The organism is Micromonospora musae (genome assembly GCF_003626635.1).
Taxonomy (GTDB): domain Bacteria; phylum Actinomycetota; class Actinomycetes; order Mycobacteriales; family Micromonosporaceae; genus Micromonospora; species Micromonospora musae.
In genome coordinates this window covers 98,846-114,728 of record NZ_RAZT01000014.1, presented here as the reverse complement: position 1 = coordinate 114,728, position 15,883 = coordinate 98,846, and the positions used below count along the sequence as shown (strand labels likewise).

At 72.6% G+C, this 15,883-nt stretch carries 17 protein-coding genes and 3 tRNA genes; 13 read left to right on the top strand and 7 right to left on the bottom strand.

All coding sequences use genetic code 11. From position 1 onward, the window contains the following. The first annotated feature begins 177 nt into the window (after positions 1–177). The 7 genes from crtI to D7044_RS25565 all read left to right on the top strand — a co-directional run bounded on the left by crtI (position 178) and on the right by D7044_RS25565 (position 4,731). Positions 178–1,659 carry a phytoene desaturase family protein gene (gene crtI, locus D7044_RS25595; protein WP_120690419.1) on the top strand — a complete coding sequence of 494 codons (1,482 nt, stop codon included), beginning with the start codon at positions 178–180 and terminating at the stop codon, positions 1,657–1,659. Positions 1,660–1,758: 99 nt separating this feature from the next. Continuing rightward, positions 1,759–2,412: an isopentenyl-diphosphate Delta-isomerase gene (gene idi, locus D7044_RS25590; RefSeq protein ID WP_120673854.1), complete on the top strand. Its 654-nt coding sequence runs from the start codon at positions 1,759–1,761 to the stop codon at positions 2,410–2,412. Then, on the top strand, positions 2,402–3,346 hold the full coding sequence (locus tag D7044_RS25585) for a MerR family transcriptional regulator (RefSeq protein ID WP_120690418.1): 945 nt from the start codon (positions 2,402–2,404) through the stop codon (positions 3,344–3,346). Before idi ends, D7044_RS25585 begins: the two co-directional genes overlap by 11 nt. Before the next feature lie 78 nt (positions 3,347–3,424). After that, complete coding sequence (locus D7044_RS25580) at positions 3,425–4,234, top strand: polysaccharide deacetylase family protein (protein WP_120690417.1); 810 nt, start codon at positions 3,425–3,427, stop codon at positions 4,232–4,234. A 143-nt stretch (positions 4,235–4,377) separates the two neighbouring features. Then, positions 4,378–4,450: transfer RNA gene (locus tag D7044_RS25575), tRNA-Glu, on the top strand. A 30-nt stretch (positions 4,451–4,480) separates the two neighbouring features. After that, a tRNA-Asp gene (locus D7044_RS25570) sits at positions 4,481–4,554 on the top strand. A gap of 103 nt (positions 4,555–4,657) precedes the next feature. Further along, a tRNA-Phe gene (locus D7044_RS25565) sits at positions 4,658–4,731 on the top strand. A gap of 204 nt (positions 4,732–4,935) precedes the next feature. On the opposite strand, the gene D7044_RS33120 is transcribed toward D7044_RS25565, so the two are convergent. Next, a complete protein-coding gene (locus D7044_RS33120) occupies positions 4,936–6,159 on the bottom strand; it encodes a hypothetical protein (protein WP_233565125.1) in 1,224 nt (407 codons plus the stop codon). A 432-nt stretch (positions 6,160–6,591) separates the two neighbouring features. On the opposite strand from D7044_RS33120, the gene D7044_RS25555 reads away from it, so the two are divergent. Next, positions 6,592–7,116: an SRPBCC family protein gene (locus D7044_RS25555; RefSeq protein WP_120673875.1), complete on the top strand. Its 525-nt coding sequence runs from the start codon at positions 6,592–6,594 to the stop codon at positions 7,114–7,116. A 123-nt stretch (positions 7,117–7,239) separates the two neighbouring features. On the opposite strand, the gene D7044_RS25550 is transcribed toward D7044_RS25555, so the two are convergent. Beyond that, positions 7,240–7,947, bottom strand: a complete 708-nt coding sequence (locus D7044_RS25550; RefSeq protein WP_120690416.1) for a DUF2786 domain-containing protein — start codon at positions 7,945–7,947, stop codon at positions 7,240–7,242. 39 nt (positions 7,948–7,986) lie between these two features. Then, a complete protein-coding gene (locus tag D7044_RS25545; protein WP_120673877.1) occupies positions 7,987–8,376 on the bottom strand; it encodes a hypothetical protein in 390 nt (129 codons plus the stop codon). Positions 8,377–8,542: 166 nt separating this feature from the next. Here D7044_RS25545 and D7044_RS25540 point away from each other — a divergent pair, with 166 nt between their 5' ends. Then, positions 8,543–9,883, top strand: coding sequence for an ABC transporter substrate-binding protein (locus tag D7044_RS25540; protein ID WP_120673878.1), 1,341 nt, complete (start codon positions 8,543–8,545; stop codon positions 9,881–9,883). Positions 9,884–9,993: 110 nt separating this feature from the next. Here D7044_RS25540 and D7044_RS25535 read toward each other — a convergent pair whose 3' ends face one another. Further along, a complete protein-coding gene (locus tag D7044_RS25535; RefSeq protein WP_120690448.1) occupies positions 9,994–10,737 on the bottom strand; it encodes an enoyl-CoA hydratase/isomerase family protein in 744 nt (247 codons plus the stop codon). 52 nt (positions 10,738–10,789) lie between these two features. After that, positions 10,790–11,647, bottom strand: a complete 858-nt coding sequence (locus tag D7044_RS25530) for a 3-hydroxyacyl-CoA dehydrogenase family protein (protein ID WP_120674005.1) — start codon at positions 11,645–11,647, stop codon at positions 10,790–10,792. Positions 11,648–11,812: 165 nt separating this feature from the next. On the opposite strand from D7044_RS25530, the gene D7044_RS25525 reads away from it, so the two are divergent. Both D7044_RS25525 and D7044_RS25520 read left to right on the top strand, forming a co-directional pair. Then, positions 11,813–12,109: a hypothetical protein gene (locus D7044_RS25525; RefSeq protein WP_120673879.1), complete on the top strand. Its 297-nt coding sequence runs from the start codon at positions 11,813–11,815 to the stop codon at positions 12,107–12,109. A 157-nt stretch (positions 12,110–12,266) separates the two neighbouring features. Further along, on the top strand, positions 12,267–12,650 hold the full coding sequence (locus D7044_RS25520; RefSeq protein WP_120673880.1) for a PPOX class F420-dependent oxidoreductase: 384 nt from the start codon (positions 12,267–12,269) through the stop codon (positions 12,648–12,650). A gap of 61 nt (positions 12,651–12,711) precedes the next feature. Here the strand turns inward: D7044_RS25520 and D7044_RS25515 are convergent, their stop codons facing one another. Beyond that, positions 12,712–12,921: a BldC family transcriptional regulator gene (locus D7044_RS25515; protein ID WP_007073996.1), complete on the bottom strand. Its 210-nt coding sequence runs from the start codon at positions 12,919–12,921 to the stop codon at positions 12,712–12,714. A gap of 250 nt (positions 12,922–13,171) precedes the next feature. Continuing rightward, positions 13,172–14,011, bottom strand: coding sequence for a hypothetical protein (locus tag D7044_RS25510; RefSeq protein ID WP_120673881.1), 840 nt, complete (start codon positions 14,009–14,011; stop codon positions 13,172–13,174). A gap of 168 nt (positions 14,012–14,179) precedes the next feature. Between D7044_RS25510 and D7044_RS25505 the strand changes: the two genes are divergently transcribed. Both D7044_RS25505 and D7044_RS25500 read left to right on the top strand, forming a co-directional pair. Further along, positions 14,180–15,262, top strand: a complete 1,083-nt coding sequence (locus D7044_RS25505) for a Glu/Leu/Phe/Val family dehydrogenase (RefSeq protein ID WP_120673882.1) — start codon at positions 14,180–14,182, stop codon at positions 15,260–15,262. 308 nt (positions 15,263–15,570) lie between these two features. Then, complete coding sequence (locus D7044_RS25500) at positions 15,571–15,786, top strand: DUF3073 domain-containing protein (protein ID WP_120673883.1); 216 nt, start codon at positions 15,571–15,573, stop codon at positions 15,784–15,786. The last annotated feature ends 97 nt before the right edge of the window (positions 15,787–15,883 follow it).

The window sequence follows — 15,883 nt, the reverse complement described above, 5'->3', positions numbered from 1 at the left end:
TCGACGCACTAATCGACGCAACTCGTTACTCTAGGGTACGCTCGGCCGCATGGCCAAGGATGCGGACAGTACGGACACCCCCCTCGAACCGGTGACACGCCGAGGCGGATCCGCAGCGGCCACCGTCACCATCGATCGGCAGGCATGATGGGCGGTCTCGGGCGAGGAGGTGGCGCCATGCGGACGGTGGACGGCCGGACGGATCGGGTGGTCGTCGTCGGCGCCGGTCTCGGCGGCCTGGCCTGCGCGCTGCACCTCGCCGGGAGTGGCCGGCAGGTGACCGTGCTCGAACGCGAGCCGGTGCCCGGCGGGCGGGCGGGCCGGCTCGGCGCCGACGGCTACGAGTTCGACACCGGGCCCACCGTCTTCACCATGCCGGAGCTGGTCGCCGAGGCGCTCGGCGCGGTCGGCGAGGAGCTCGGCGACTGGCTGGACCTGACCCCGCTCGACCCGGCCTACCGGGCGCACTATCCGGACGGCTCGACGCTCGACGTCATCACCGACACCACCCGGATGGCGGCGGAGATCTCCCGGGTCTGCGGCCCCCGCGAGGCCGACGGCTACCTGCGCTTCGTCGACTACGCCCGACGTCTCTGGCAGCTGGAACGGGCCGACTTCATCGAGCGCAACCTGGACACCCCGGCCGACCTGCTCACCGGCAACCTGCTGCGGCTGCTGGCCGCCGGCGCCTTCCGCCGCCTGCACACCAAGATCGGTCAGTTCTTCCGCGACCCCCGTACCCAGCGCATCTTCTCCTTCCAGGCGATGTACGCGGGCCTCGCCCCGCACGATGCCCTGGCGATCTACACGGTCATCGCGTACCTGGACTCGGTGGCCGGGGTCTGGTTCCCGCGCGGCGGCATGCACAGCGTCTCCCGGGCCATGGCGGGCGCGGCCGAGAAGCACGGTGTGCAGATCCGCTACGACACGACGGTGACCCGGGTGGAGACGGCGAACGGCCGGGCCACCGGGGTGGTGACCAGCGACGGCGAGCTGATCCCGGCCGACGTCGTGGTGCTCAACCCGGACCTGCCGGTCGCCTACCGCGACCTGCTGCCGCCCGGGCCCCGCCGCAAGCTCACCTACTCACCCTCCTGCGTCGTGTTGCACGTCGGATCGACCCAGGGTTATGGAAAAATCGCTCACCACAACATCCACTTCGGACGATCCTGGAGGGGAACCTTCGATGAGGTCATCCGCCGGGGTCGGCTGATGTCCGACCCGTCCCTGCTGGTCACCAACCCGAGCCGGACGGACCCCTCGGTCGCGCCCCCGGGCCGGCACAGCTACTACGTGCTCGCGCCGGTGCCCAACCTCGACCGGGCCCCGCTCGACTGGCGCGGCGGCCTCTCCCGCCGCTACGCCGACCAGCTCATCGGCACGCTGGAGGAGCGCGGCTACGTCGGCTTCGGCTCGGGCGTCGAGGTGCTGCACACCGTGACCCCGGCCGACTGGGCCGAGCAGGGGATGGCCGCCGGTACGCCGTTCGCGGCGGCGCACAGCTTCCTGCAGACCGGGCCGTTCCGCCCCACCAACCTGCACCGGACGCTCTCCAACGTGGTCTTCGTCGGCTCGGGCACCCAGCCCGGCGTCGGGGTGCCGATGGTGTTGATCTCCGGCAAGCTCGCCGCCGGCCGGATCACCGGAGGCATCCAATGAGCGAGAGAGGGAGGCGGGCATGAGCGAACGTAGTGAGCGAATCATCAGGCACAGCGCGTTTGAGCCTCATGACGGCACCGACCGCAGGGAGGAGCCGTCATGAGCGACCGTGAGTCGCACCTGGTCGAGCTCGTGGACGAGGCCGGGCGGGCCAGCGGCGAGATGAGCGTGGCGGCCGCCCACCAGCCGCCGGGCCGGCTGCACCGGGCCTTCTCCGTCATGCTGGTGGCGCCGGACGGCCAGGTGCTGCTCCAGCGCCGCGCCGCCGTGAAGACCCGTTTCCCCCTGCGCTGGGCCAACTCGTGCTGCGGTCACCCGATGCCCGGCGAGTCGCTCACCGAGGCCGCGAACCGCCGTCTCCACGAGGAGCTGGGCGCCGGCCCGGTCGAGCTGACCGAGGTCGGGGTCTACCTGTACCAGGCCGAGGACCCGACGACCGGCCGCGTCGAGTTCGAGTACGACCACGTCCTCCGGGGCGAGTTCATTCCCGGCGCGCCGCTGGCGCCCGATCCCGCCGAGGTCGCCGAGCTGCGCTGGGCGGAGCCGGCCGCGCTGGAGGTGGACCTCGCCGCCGATGCGCGGCCGTACGCCCCCTGGCTCGGCGGGGTGGTGAGCCGGCTGCTGCGGCCCACCGTCCCGGACGCCTCCGTGACTCCGTCGGCCGCCGCAGGTCTTCCGGTCGAGCCGGCTACCGCCCCGGTCGGACCGGGCGGACCGGGCGATGAGGCGGCGGAGCGGTCGGGTGGCCGTTGAGGCGCTGACCGCGGGGGCGGTGGCCCGCAGGCTCGGGGTCGCGGTGACCACGCTCCGCACCTGGCACCAGCGGTACGGGCTCGGGCCCAGCCAGCACACACCGGGGCAGCATCGCCGTTACACGGCCACCGACCTGGCCCGGCTCGAGGTCATGCGACGGCTCACCGCCGACGGGGTCAGCCCCGCCGAGGCGGCTCGCTGGGCTCGGCAGGACCCCGGGTCGGTACGCGCCGACGAACCGGGTCGAGCCCGACCGGCCCCGGCCCGCGACGGTGGTGGTCAGACCATTCCGGTGGGTCGCGCCGGACCGGCCGCCCGGGGGCTGGCCCGCGCCGCCATGCGGCTGGACTCGATGGCGGTCGGCGACGCGATCGCGCGCACCCTGACCGATCACGGCGTGGTCCACACCTGGGACAGCCTGCTCCGGCCGGTGCTCGCCGGCGTCGGTGAACGGCACGCCGCCACCTCCGCCCTGGTCGACGTGGAGCATCTGCTCTCCCGCTGCGTCTCCGAGGCGTTCGCCGCTGTCACCCGAACCGCCCCGCCGGCCGGGCCGCAGCGGGTCCTGCTCGCCTGCGCCGACGAGGAGCAGCACACCCTGCCGCTGGAGGCTCTCGCCGCCGCTCTCGCCGAGGCCGGGGTGGGCTACCGGATGCTCGGGGCTCGCGTTCCGCTGCCGGCGCTGCTGGAGGCGGTCGACCGGACGGGGCCGGCCGCGGTGGTGCTCTGGTCACACACCTCGGCCACCGCCGACCCGGCCCAGCTCCGGGCGCTGCTCGCCGCCCCGCACCGGCCGCTGCTGGTGCTCGCCGCCGGCCCCGGCTGGTCGGCCGGGGCGCTCGCTCCCGGGATGATCCGTCCCACCCGGCTCGCGGAGGCGTTGGCCCTGCTCGCGGCGGTGCAGGAAGCGCTGGAGCAGCCGACCGCGGGCTGACCGCGAGATGTCGCCCGCGAGGGTTGTGAACTAGCGTCGGGTGGTCCGCGTACCCCGACCCCTTGCGGGAGCGAACAGATGAAAGCCCGAGCCGTGCTCGCGTACGCCCTGGGCCTGGTCCTGCTCCTCGGCGGTTGCGCCGAGTCCGGCGGCCGCACCGGCGCCAACGGCCCCACCCCGAGCACCTCGACCACGCCACCACCGGCGCCCAGCCCGAAGCCGTCCGCGTCGCCGAAGCCGACCCGGACCAGCCCGACCAAGCGCCCGCTGCGCCCCAAGCCGACGACCATGCCGGCCGGCCTGCGCCGCACCACGGGCGTACGTTCGGTCGCCTTGACCTTCGATGACGGGCCCAGCCCGGCGTGGACGCCGAAGATCCTCGACCGGCTGCGGGCGGCCAAGGTGACCGCCACCTTCTGCGTGGTGGGGATGGAGGCGAAGCGCCACCCGGAGCTGGTCCGCCGGATCGTTCGGGAGGGTCACCAGCTCTGCAACCACAGCTGGCGGCACGACGTCGACCTCGGCCGGCGGCCGGTCGCCGAGATCCGGGCCGACCTGGAGCGTACGAACAAGGCGATCCGGGCAGCCGTCCCGAACGCCAAGATCAGCTTCTACCGCCAGCCCGGCGGGGTGTGGACCCCCGAGGTCGTCGGGGTGGCCAAGCAGCTCGGCATGAGCCCGCTGCACTGGAACGTCGACCCACAGGACTGGCGCAGACCGCCGGCCAAGACGATCAGCAAGCGGGTGCTGGGCGCCGTCCACCCGGGCTCCATCGTGCTGCTGCACGACGGGGGTGGAGACCGGGCCGCCACCATCGCCGCCTGTGTCGGAGTAATCGGCGAGCTGAAGCGCCGGTACGGCATAACTCGGCTCGACCAAGCGTCCTGACCTGCGGTTTCTTGGGCCGTCACGGATAGAGCGATACCGGTTTGGTCGAGCGCCCGAGCATCACGTATGCTTTCCAAGCCTCCGGCGGGGCCGGATGGGAGCAAGTCCGCTTGACCTTGCGAATGTGCAATGATGGCGGGGCCGCCCTCATCGTCTAGCGGCCCAGGACGCCGCCCTTTCAAGGCGGTAGCACGGGTTCGAATCCCGTTGGGGGCACTGCCGGCGCAAGCCGGTGCAAGAGAGCTAGGTCCTGTGGAGCAGTTGGAGTGCTCGCCGCCCTGTCAAGGCGGAGGTCGCGGGTTCAAGTCCCGTCAGGACCGCAGCGCTAACGCCGCGCGAGACATGCGCGGCGTTCTGCGTATCGGACCAGGATGCCCTCCAGACGGTTCAGCCGTCCTCCGGGTAGCATGGTTCGAGCGACCTGGCCAGGTAGCTCAGTTGGTACGAGCGTCCGACTGAAAATCGGAAGGTCGGCGGTTCGACCCCGCCCCTGGCCACATAGCCTTTCGCCGGGCTACAGAGATCCCCACCAGCGGAAACGCGGTGGGGATCTTGCTTTTGCGGCCGAGCCGCCTCGACCGTCTTACGGCCGTGGTCGCCCGCGCTGGAGCATCGGCTAGATCGACTCGATTTCCTTGAAGCCGGGGCTTCCCTGTCGTTGGACACCCCGATTCCAAGGAAGTCGCGCTTCTCACTCCGTCTCAGCGCTTCGACTCGGGTCCGTGCTCGGACATGCTGGCGCGGATCGCGTCCCAGACGCTCCGACCCGCCTGCCGCAGCACCTCACTCGCCTGCCCGGCGAGGTCAGCCGGGTTGGGCACCGGCCATCCCGGCCCACCCGCCTGCCCCTCGCCCGGCTCGGCGCGGCCCGCCTCGCGTTCCCGTGCCCCGGCACCGCCCTGCGGGCCCGCCGCTCCCTGGCCACCGCCGGCGCCCCGCTGCCCCGCACCACCGGCCTGCCCACCCGACGGGCCCCGATCGCCACCGGCGGCCGGCTGCCCCTGCCCCTGCCCCGCGCCGCCCGCCTGCCCACCCGACGGGCCCGCACTGGCGGTAGCCTGCTGCCCCGCGCCACCGGCCTGCCCACCCGACGGGCCCTGAGCGCCGCCGGCGGCCCGCTGCCCCTGACCCGCGCCGCCCGGCTGCCGACCCGACGGGCCCGCACCGGCGCCGGCCTGCGGAGCCGACGGCCCCGGCCCGCCCGCCGCCTCGCCCGGTTGCTCCAGACCGGCTCGCGGCCGCTGAGCGCCCCCGCGCGGTCGCTGCCCGGCGGTCTCGCCAGGTCGCGCGCCCGGCTGCCGCTCGCCGGGCCGCGACGGCTCGAACATCTCCCGAGCGACCGGCGCCTCCCCGGTCCACTCGGCCCGTGCGCTGATCGAGCCGACGTCCCGCCCGAGCCGGTCGGCCACCCGGTCGAGCTGCTCCGCGCGACCGGTCACCTGCTGAGCGGCCCGACCGGCGTCGTCGAGCGCCGCATGCGCGCTCTCCGCGATCGCCTCGACGAGCTGCGGGTTCCGGTCGAGAGTGTCCAGTGCTCGTTCGAGGATCTCCGCCAGCCGCTCCAGCCGCACCTTGAGCAGCACTTCGGCGAGTACGTCCTTGACGTCGAGCTCGACCGCCTCCAGCCGCACCCGGACGCCGGCGTCCAGCACGATGAGGTTCGCCAGCCGCGCCCGGAGGGAGAGGTCGGCATCCAGAGCGTCGACGGCCAATCGCAGCTCACCGACGCGCAGCTCCGGCACGTCCAGCAGAACGTCCGGTTCCCCGGGCCGCAGCCTGCGTTCGGCCTCGGTCGGCCAGCGGCCCTCGCGTACGTGCCGTTCCGGCCCGTCCTCCTGGTGCCCGGTCGCGGCGCCGCTTCCCTGTCCCTGGTCCGGCCGCTTCGGATCCCGGCCCACCTGCCCGCGCTCGCTCCCGCTGCTCATCCCGCCCCGCCCCCGGCTCGGCTGGCCCGGCCCACCCCGGCCCCGACCGGGCGCGCTTACCCGCTTCCTGCCGTGCCATCCCTGTTCCGGCCACGCTCCGGCCGCCGCGATGCCCCGTTGGCCGAGGCGCAGCCCGACCCGTCAGCCACGCTCCGGCCACCCGGCCGAGAGCCCACCCTCCGGCAGTCAGGCAGCCCGGCAGTCCGGCAGTCCGGCAGTCCGGCAGTCCGGCAGTCCGGCGAGGAGCCTGACCCGGCAGCCACGTTTCCCGGCCCGCTCGGGAGCCCGAGCCCGCCGGCCACGCTCGAGCCGCTTCGGGGGCCGTTCGCGCCGCCATGCGTCGGGGTCCCGCAGTGCCGCGCACGCCCGCGCGTCCGGACCGAAACTTTCGCCCGCTGCACACCCGGGCATCAGCCGGTATGGTCCGGACCTATGGGACAGGAGTTGACGGACCCAGCCGACATCCGGCAGGACGTCGAGCGGTTCCACCTGCGGTGCAGCCTGCTCATCTCCGCCCCCACCGAACGGGCCTTCGCGGTCTTCGCCGGTGCGCTGACCGACTGGTGGGTCAGGGAGTACACCTGGTCCGGCCCGGAGGCGCTCTCCGAGCTGGGCATCGAGCCGTGGGCGGGCGGGATGCTCTACGAGATCGGCCCGTACGGCTTCCGAGCCGACTGGGGTCGGGTGCTCACCTGGGATCCGCCCCGTCGACTGGTCTTCACCTGGCAGATCGGGCCGGACCGGGTACCGGTTCCGGATCCGGCGCGGGCGAGCGAGGTCGAAGTGGTCTTCCTCACCGCGGCGCCGGAGCAGACCCGCGTCGAGCTGGAGCACCGTCACTTCGACCGGCACGGCGAGGCGGCCGAGGGCTACCGGCAGGCGCTCACCGCCGGCTGGCACGAACTGCTCTCCCGCTACGTCGCGACGGTCGACGGTCGCCGTCCGCCGCCGGGCTGACCGCGACCGGCGCGGCGGCTCGGCCCCGGCCCGGCCCGAGCCGCGGTAGGCACGCCCGACCTGCGGTAGCCACGTCCGGCCCGAGCCGCAGTAGGCACGCCCGGCCCCGAACGGAGCCACCGTTCAGCGGCTGAGACGGCGATCGGGGCGCAACCCGGGGTGCACCTCCCGGCCGCCCAGGTCGGCCCGCTGCCCGGCCTCGGCGCCCGAGGCGAATCCGGTACCGGCGAGCCGTCGGCGCGGCGCGGTGCGTAGGCGCGGGTACACCTCGGCGAGGCGGCGCTGCACCCGGTCGGAGCGGTCGGCCAGGACCAGCGCCACGCCCGGTTCACCCGAGCCGGCCGCCGCCTCCGTCTCGGCGGCCCGCAACCGCGCCCCGATCACCTGGGCGAACCCGGCCAGCCACGAGCGGCGAAAGGTGCCGGGTTGCTCGCCGGGCGGTACGGGCGTACCGGCCAGCCCGTGCGCGGCCTGGACCAGCAGCGAGGTGTAGAGCAGCTCGGCCCGTTCCAGGTCGCTCGCGAAGCCGAACAGGTGCATCGCGAAGCCGCTGCCGTGCCGGCGACGTACGCAGCGGCAGCGCAGCGGATCGGCGACCGCGGCGAGCAGTCCGGCCTTGTCCCGGGCATACGGGGCGGCCACCTCGACCAGGCGGTCGCCGACCGGGTCGGTGGTCGGGTCCCGGGCCGCGAGCAGCGCCCGGTCGACGCCGTACCGGGCGATCAGCTCCGTCGCCTTCGCCATGAACGCCGCCGACTCGGCGGGGGTGCAGGCCGGGTCCTCGGCCTGGGCCAGCAACTTTCGAACCTTGCTCAGCATGGCCTCGGACATGCCCTCAGAGCTATCACACGCGCCAGCCGGGTGGCCGGGTCACCGGGCGCGGCTGCGCAGCGTGGCGACGGTCGACCCGGCGAGGGTGAGCAGGCAGTCGGGGAGGAGGCCGTCGTCGGCCGCGGCGCCGAAGAGCGCCTGGCCGGTGTCGGCGTCCCGGTTCGCGTACGCGCTGACGAAGCGGGCCACCCAACGGGTGTCGTAGCCGGCCTCGTCGATGCCGGGGAAGTCCAGTGCGCAGCCGCCGGCCGGCCCTGGATCGCCCACCATGGTGGCCGCGAGACACCATGCGACCCCGTACGCCCCGGCCAGGCCGGACCGGTCGACCACCTCGTCGAACGCGCCCACCACGGCGTCGCCGTCTCCGGCCAGCGCCGAGCGGAGCACGGCGGTCGCGTCGTCGAGCGTCTGCTGTGGCAGTTCCGTCACGCAGGGCACAGTAGGTGGGCGGGTCAAGGCGGGGCAGGCACCACCATCGATCGCTACTCTCCGTAGCCAGTGGGGGCGACCTGGGGAATGACCCGGCTCCACGGTCCCGCGGCCGACGTGGGCACGCTATCGTGCGCAGCGGACCTTCGCCGATGGAAGGACGACCATGCTCGTATCGCGCGGCTCCCGGACGGCCGCCCTGGCCGCCTGCGCCACTATCCTGCTCGCCACCAGCGCATGCGGGAGTGACAAGCCCGAGGAGGGGACGGCCCAACAGGTACGCCTCTACGGGACCGACGGCAACATGCTCAACTCGTTCCCGGCGGAGTTGAAGGATCACGCCGACCTCGTCGACGGCATGAAGGGCACCACGCCGTTGACGCCGCTGCCTGACGAGTTCAAGACTCGACTACGGTCCGTCGCTCCGGATCTGGGCGACTACCTCTACGCCGGTGAGACGTACGACGCCGTCATGATCAGCGCGCTCGCCGCGCAGTTGGCGGGCAGCACGGACTCTCCCGAGATCGCGAAGCAGGTCGTGGGCGTCACCAACGGCGGCGAGCGGTGCGAGGACTTGGCGACCTGTCTGAGCATGGCTCGGGAGGGGCAGGACATCGAGTACCGCGGCGTCTCGGTGACCCGCTCCGGCTTCACCGAGGTCGGGGAACCGGCCACCACGAGCTACGGCACCCTGCACTTCGACGGTCAGCAGCTCAACGACGGCAAGACCGAGTTCGTCGGCGCCGGGGACGAGTCGGCCGCGAGCACCAAGGCCCCGCCGAAGGGGAAGAAGCAGGGCGACGGGGCGGCACCCGGAACGCCGCTGGTCATCGCCGGCCTCTGGCCGAAGACCGGTGACCTGGCTCTGGCGTACCCGCCGATGGCCGCCGGCGCGGCGCTGGCGATCAAGGAGATCAACGCCGCCGGTGGTGTGCTCGGCAAGAAGGTGACCTGGATCGAGGGCGACGACGGCACCAGCGCCACGAAGGCGAAGGCGACCGTGGCGGAGCTGATCGATTCCGGCGCGGACGTCATCATCGGCGCCGCGAGCTCGGGGATCTCCCTCGCGGTGCTGCCCGAGACGGTCCAAGCCGGCAAGATTCTCTTCTCCCCGTCGAGCACCGACGACGGCCTGACCACGGCCGAGGACAAGGGTCTCTTCTTCCGCACCGCTCCGCCGGACAGCCTCCAGGGCCGCGCCCTGGCCGACGTGATCCTCCGGGACGGCTCTCAGCGGATCTCGATCGTCGCCCGTAAGGACTCCTACGGTGAGGGTCTCCAGGCCGTGGTGAAGGCGGAGCTGGAGAAGGCGGGGATCGGCACCGACCGGCTCAAGCTGCTGACCTACGAGCCGCCGGAGGGCGAGTCCGCGCCGCAGCTGGACTTCGGCGCCGGGGCCAAGGAGATCAAGGACTTCGGCTCGGACGCCGTGCTGGTGATCGGCTTCGGCGAGTCGGCTCAGGTGATCCGGGCGCTGGCCGACGCGGGCGTGCAGATCCGGCACTGAGCGCGGCAACGCGATCGACGAGAACGGCCGCACCGGGCAACCGGTGCGGCCGTTTCGTCGTCCGGCCCCCGGACCGCTCGACGTGGCGGCGGAGGGGCCTGGCGGGTGTGTCAGCGGGCGCTTCTGCGCTCGAGGAACTCGGTCATCCGGCGACGCTTCTCCTCGTCCTCGAAGAGCACCGCCTGGCTGACCAGGTCGAGCTGAGGATGAGCGGCCGTAGGGGCGTCCACCGCCAGTTTGGTCAGCCGCAGGGCGAGCGCGGAACCCTTGGCCATCTCGTCGAGCAGGCCGTGCGCGGTCGGCAGCAGCTCGCCCGGCTCCGCGACGACCCGGTTGACCAACCCGATCCGGAGCGCCTCCGCCGCGTCGACCCGCCGCCCGGTGAAGAGCAGCTCCTTGGCTCGGGCCTCACCGATCAGCGCGGGGAGCCGGTGGGTCGCGCCGGCGCCGGCCAGGATGCCCAGCCGCACCTCGGGCTGGCCGAAGACCGCACGCTCGGTGCAGATCCGCAGGTCGCAGGCGTACGCCAGCTCGGCCCCACCGCCCAGCGCCGGCCCGTCCACGGCGGCGACGGTAGGCATCGGCAGCGCCCGGATCCGGGCGAAGGCGGCCGAGTTGATGGCGGCGAGGGCGTCCAGCCGGCCCCGCTCACGCAGCTGCCCGATGTCGGCGCCGCCGGCGAAGATGCCCTCCGTTCCGCCGGTGAGCAGCAGCAGCCGGGGGCGGGCCTCCAGCTCGGCGCAGACCGCGTGCAGCTCGGCGATCAGGTCGGCGTCGATGGCGTTGCGCTTCTCCGGCCGGTCCAGGGTCACCACCAGCCGGTCGGGGTGTTCCTCGATCCGTACTCCGCTCACCGCGCCCACCCTCCGTTCGCGACTGCGGGGCTCGCAAGCTCACTCCTCGCGCTCACTGCTTCACGCCGCCTTCCCAGGAGTAGAAGCCCTGGCCGGACTTCTTGCCCAGCCGTCCGGCGGCGACCATCTCCACCAGCAGCGGCGGCGGCGCGAACCGGTCCCCGTAGGCGGCCTGCAGGGTGCGGGCGATGTCCAGCCGGACGTCGAGCCCGACCAGGTCGGTCAGCTCCAGCGGCCCGATGGGGTGCCGGTAGCCGAGCACCATCGCCTTGTCGATGTCGGCGGGGCTGGCCACTCCGTCGGCGACCATCCGGATCGCCTCCAGGCCGAGCGTGACGCCGAGCCGCGAGGTGGCGAAGCCCGGCATGTCGCGTACGACGACGGGGTCCTTGCCGAGCCGACCGGCGAGCGCGACGGCCGCCGCGGTGGTCTCCTCGGTGGTGGCCGGGCCGACCACGACCTCGAGCAGGGCCATCGCCCAGACGGGGTTGAAGAAGTGCAACCCGACGAAGCTCTCCGGGCGGGTCAGGTCGGCGGCGAGCGCACCGATGGCGATGCTCGACGTGTTGCTGCCCAGCAACGCCGGACGCAACGTCTCGGCGTCACGCAGCACCGCGCGTTTGAGGTCGAGCCGCTCCGGCACCGCCTCCACCACCACGTCCGGCCCCTCGGCCGCCTCGGCGAGGGCGGCGCGCAGCGTCACCCGGGCGCGGTTCGCCTCCGCCTGGTCGGCGGTGAGCTTGCCGCGCTCGACCGCCCGCTCCCACAGCCCGCCGAGCCGGGCGACGGCCGCCGCGCCCCGGTCGGCGTCGACCTCCACCAGCTCGACGGCGTATCCGGCGCCTGCCGCCACGTACGCGATGCCGAGCCCCATCGTGCCGGCTCCGATCACGACGAACCGATCGCTCACCATGCCTCCCCGCTGCGCCCGACGGCGGCGCGGGGATCACCCGCGACCGACGGTCCGCTCCACTGCCTCATGGTGCGACCCTAAGAGCCCCGATCGCGGCGCCCCGCGTGGGGGCGCGGCGGATCGGGTACGAGAGTGCCGTCAACTTCAGGGAAGGACCAGCCGATGACTGAGGCAACCAAGGGCGTCGCGGACGCGGAGACCACCGAGACGGTGGAGACCCGGGGGAACGAGCGGGTCGACCTGCTGCGTGCGGACACCAACAACGACGGCCGGACCGACGTGTGGGTGGCCGACACCGACGGCGACGGGAAGGCCGACCTGTTCCAGTTCGACACCGACCACGACGGCGCGGTGGACGTCACCATGGTGGACCTCGATGAGGACGGCACCCCGGACGAGATCGTCGACGGCGACGGCGGCATCCCGCCGGAGCCGCTGCCCCCGACCGTCCAGGTCTGAGTCACCGGGCAGACCGGCGGCGGAGCCCTCGTCCAGATCAGCCGAGCGCCGAGGGTTCCGTCGCAGGTCAGGCCCTTCTCGACTGGTACGCGGCGCGCCGTGACACGGTTCGGGCTATCCGGTCGGTCAGTCAGCCGTACGGCCTTATCCTGGCGGCGTGGAGATGCTGGATCGCCTCTCGGCGGAGAAGTACATCCTGCTCACGACGTTCCGCAGGGACGGTCGGGCGGTCTCGACTCCGGTCTGGTCGGTGCGCGACGGCGACGGCCTGGCGGTCTGGACGGCTGCGGATTCCGGCAAGGTGAAGCGAATCCGCAACAACGGCACGGTGACCGTGGGGCCGTGCGACGTACGGGGGCGCCCGCAGGGCAGCTCGGTGCCGGCTCACGCGAGCCTCTACGACCACGCGGGCAGCCTTCGGATCCGTGGCCTGCTGAAGCAGAAGTACCGCCTGCTGGGCCGGCTCACGCTGTTGGGCAGCCGGTTCCGCCGGGGCGAGGCCGGCACGGTCGGCATCCGGATCACCTTGACCGAGGCATGAACACGAGTAAGGGCGGCGGACCGAGGTCCACCGCCCTTGTTCGTCGACACGTGGTGCCGGCTCAGTCTCCCTGGCGCTGCTGGGGAATCTGCCCCTGCAGCAGGGCCCTGACCTCCGACTCGCGGTACCGGCGGTGACCGCCGAGGGTGCGGATGGCGGACAGCTTGCCCGCCTTGGCCCACCGGGTCACCGTCTTCGGGTCGACACGGAACATCGACGCCACCTCGGCCGGTGTGAGTAGCGGCTCTGGTTCGTGCGTTCGCGATGCCATCGGTCACTCCTCCACATGTATAGACATCGGCCGGGGTCCCGCCGGCCGACGCGTCTCCCATGGTCCGGCTAGTCCCCGATGTCCGACATGGGCCGAACGGCCGAACGTCCCTAGACGGACGGATGAACCATGCCCGATTTATGCGACTTTTATGCGGCAGAAAGTACCTTATTCGGACTCATGATCACGGTTCGTGAAGCATCAACTACGAGCACTCCTCGCCTTGGGAGCGCTCTGTGACTGATATGTCTTAGTTGCATCTCTCCAGCAACTGCACGGCCCGCCACCGCGCGACCAGCTTGTCGTACGCGGCCGACGCCTCCTCGGCCTCACCCCGGGAGAGCCCGGCCAGACCCGCCGCGACCAGCTCCGGCGAGTCGTCGGCGGAGAGCGTCTCGTCCGGCAGCAGCTCGACCAGGCCGCCGTAGTCCAGCTCCACCATCGACCGCGGGTGGAACTCCTCCAGCCAGCGAGCGGCCTCCTCGACCGCCTCGGTGATCGGCGCCTCGCCGACGGACTTGCGCAACACCGCCAACGCCCGCGACGACCGCCGCCGCGCGTTGGAGATCTCCGTCCGGTAGCGCAACGCCCGCCGGCCCGGGCCGGTGACCAGCTCCCGCTCCTCGGGGTCGAACAGGACGAACCACCGCAGCGGCACTCCCCAGGTGGCGATCTGCTCGTGCAGCCGGGGCACACCGTGCTCCAGCACCCGGGCGCCGCTGCGCCAGTCGTCCACCACCGCTTTGGCCTGGCCGGCGAGCACCGGGGGCACGAAGGCGTCGGCGAGCACCGGCGGAACACCGTCCCGGGCGCTGAGCGCCGCCTCGGCCACCCGGATCCGCAGGTTCCACGGGCAGACCAGCAGCGTCTCCTCCGTCTCCAGGACGTACGCCTCCTCGGGCAGGTCCGGCAGGCGCGTCCAGCCGGCGCCGAGCGCCTCGATCACCGCCGTCCGCTGCCGGCCCGGCCCCTCAACCGGGGCGACCGCCCGCCCTTCGGACACGTATCGCCGCCAGTACGACTGGCGATCCCGGTCGAAGGCGGTCAGCGGCTCGTACACGCGCAGGTAAGAAGCGAAGAGCGACGGCACGGCGCGATCCTCCCATGAACACCGCCCTCACCGCGGCCAGCGCCCACCAGCACGCCGTGGGCGAGAGGCTGCCGGCGGCCGATATTAGGCTCAACTCACCGGCAGTATCCCCGCCGGCGTCCGTCAGGTCCGCGTCCCACAAGGACGCACCGAAACCAGGAGCCAGTCATGGGCGTATTCGCCAGCACCGACGACCCCGGATCGACCGGGCACGAAGAGGTCGTCTTCTGCCAGGACAAGCAGACCGGCCTCAAGGCGATCATCGGGATCTACTCCACCGCGCTGGGGCCCGCGCTCGGCGGCACCCGCTTCTACCCGTACGCGAACGAGGAGGCCGCCCTCGCCGACGTGCTGGACCTGTCCCGGGGCATGGCGTACAAGAACGCGCTCGCCGGGCTGGACCTGGGCGGCGGCAAGGCCGTCATCTGGGGTGACCCGGAGCAGATCAAGTCGGAGGCGCTGCTGCGCGCGTACGGCCGCTTCGTCGAGTCGCTGGGCGGGCGCTACTACACCGCGTGCGACGTCGGCACCTACGTGCCGGACATGGACGTGATCGCCCGGGAGACCCGCTACGTGACCGGCCGCAGCGTCGAGCACGGCGGCGCCGGTGACTCCTCCATCCTGACCGCCTGGGGCGTCTTCCAGGGCATGCGGGCGGCCGCCGAGCACGTCTGGGGCGCGCCCACGCTGCACGGCAAGCGGGTCGGCGTGGCCGGCCTGGGCAAGGTCGGCAAGTACCTGGTCGGGCACCTGCTCGACGACGGCGCCGAGGTGGTGGCCACCGACGTCAACCCGCGGGCGCTCGAGTGGGCTCGGACGACCCACCCGCAGGTCACCCTGCTGGACGACATCTCCCTGCTGGTCGCCTCGGACCTCGACGTGTACGCCCCCTGCGCGCTCGGCGGAGCGCTGAACGACGAGACCGTGCCGGCCCTGCGGGCGAAGGTGGTCGCCGGTGCGGCGAACAACCAGCTCGCGCACTCCGGGATCGAGAAGCTGCTGGCCGATCGGGGCATCCTCTACGCGCCGGACTACGTGGTCAACGCCGGTGGTGTGATCCAGGTCGCCGACGAGATCGAGGGCTTCAACTTCGAGCGGGCCAAGATGCGGGCCACCCGGATCTACGACACCACCCGGGAGATCCTCAAGCTCGCCGACGCCGAGGGGGTCCCGCCGGCGGTGGCGGCGGACCGGTTGGCCGAGCGGCGGATGGCCGACGTGGGCCGTCTGCGCACGATCCACCTGCCCTGAGCCCGGTGTCCGGGGGCGGAGCGGGTCCGATCCGCCCCCGGAAGGCCCCGAACCGTACGGCGGGCCGTTACGCTGAGGCCGAGGTCAGTTTCGTGGCGCTTTGCCCGGTGTCACGGGCGCTCACGATTCCGCTCCTTACCGGGTACACTGGGTGACGGCCGGACCACCGCGACGCGCAGGGCCGGTAGACGGTAACCCGAGGTGCCGAACGGTGGCATCCCCATGTACCGTAAGAGCCACGAGAGATGCCTGACGTCATCGGGGCCCGCCTTCGGGCTGCCCCGCATTCTGTGCGAGGGGGTCGAGCCATGGGGCGCGGCCGTGCTAAGGCCAAGCAGACGAAGGTGGCGCGGGAGTTGAAGTACCACTCCCCGAACACCGACCTCACCGCCTTGCAGCGTGAACTGGCGGGTGCTGGTAAGTCTGAGCACAACTTCGACGACGACTACAAAGAGTATGTCGACGACGATGATGAGGATCACGCGGACGACGACCCGGATCCCTGGGTCCGTCCGACCCGCTGACCTCTCGACGCAGCTGAGCACGCGGTAGCCCCGCGTGCTCACGCATGTGCCCGCTCGCAGCGGTGTAATGACCGACGATCAGGGACCTGCCGTGCCG

What these genes read in the sequence shown, in the direction of transcription:
- D7044_RS25580 (WP_120690417.1), top strand. Translation starts at nt 3,425, where the DNA reads ATGAAAGCCCGAGCCGTGCTCGCGTACGCCCTGGGCCTGGTCCTGCTC.
- crtI (WP_120690419.1), top strand. Translation starts at nt 178, where the DNA reads ATGCGGACGGTGGACGGCCGGACGGATCGGGTGGTCGTCGTCGGCGCC.
- idi (WP_120673854.1), top strand. Translation starts at nt 1,759, where the DNA reads ATGAGCGACCGTGAGTCGCACCTGGTCGAGCTCGTGGACGAGGCCGGG.
- D7044_RS25505 (WP_120673882.1), top strand. Translation starts at nt 14,180, where the DNA reads ATGGGCGTATTCGCCAGCACCGACGACCCCGGATCGACCGGGCACGAA.
- D7044_RS25500 (WP_120673883.1), top strand. Translation starts at nt 15,571, where the DNA reads ATGGGGCGCGGCCGTGCTAAGGCCAAGCAGACGAAGGTGGCGCGGGAG.
- D7044_RS25550 (WP_120690416.1), bottom strand. Translation starts at nt 7,947, where the DNA reads ATGTCCGAGGCCATGCTGAGCAAGGTTCGAAAGTTGCTGGCCCAGGCC.
- D7044_RS33120 (WP_233565125.1), bottom strand. Translation starts at nt 6,159, where the DNA reads ATGAGCAGCGGGAGCGAGCGCGGGCAGGTGGGCCGGGATCCGAAGCGG.
- D7044_RS25555 (WP_120673875.1), top strand. Translation starts at nt 6,592, where the DNA reads ATGGGACAGGAGTTGACGGACCCAGCCGACATCCGGCAGGACGTCGAG.
- D7044_RS25515 (WP_007073996.1), bottom strand. Translation starts at nt 12,921, where the DNA reads ATGGCATCGCGAACGCACGAACCAGAGCCGCTACTCACACCGGCCGAG.
- D7044_RS25525 (WP_120673879.1), top strand. Translation starts at nt 11,813, where the DNA reads ATGACTGAGGCAACCAAGGGCGTCGCGGACGCGGAGACCACCGAGACG.
- D7044_RS25540 (WP_120673878.1), top strand. Translation starts at nt 8,543, where the DNA reads ATGCTCGTATCGCGCGGCTCCCGGACGGCCGCCCTGGCCGCCTGCGCC.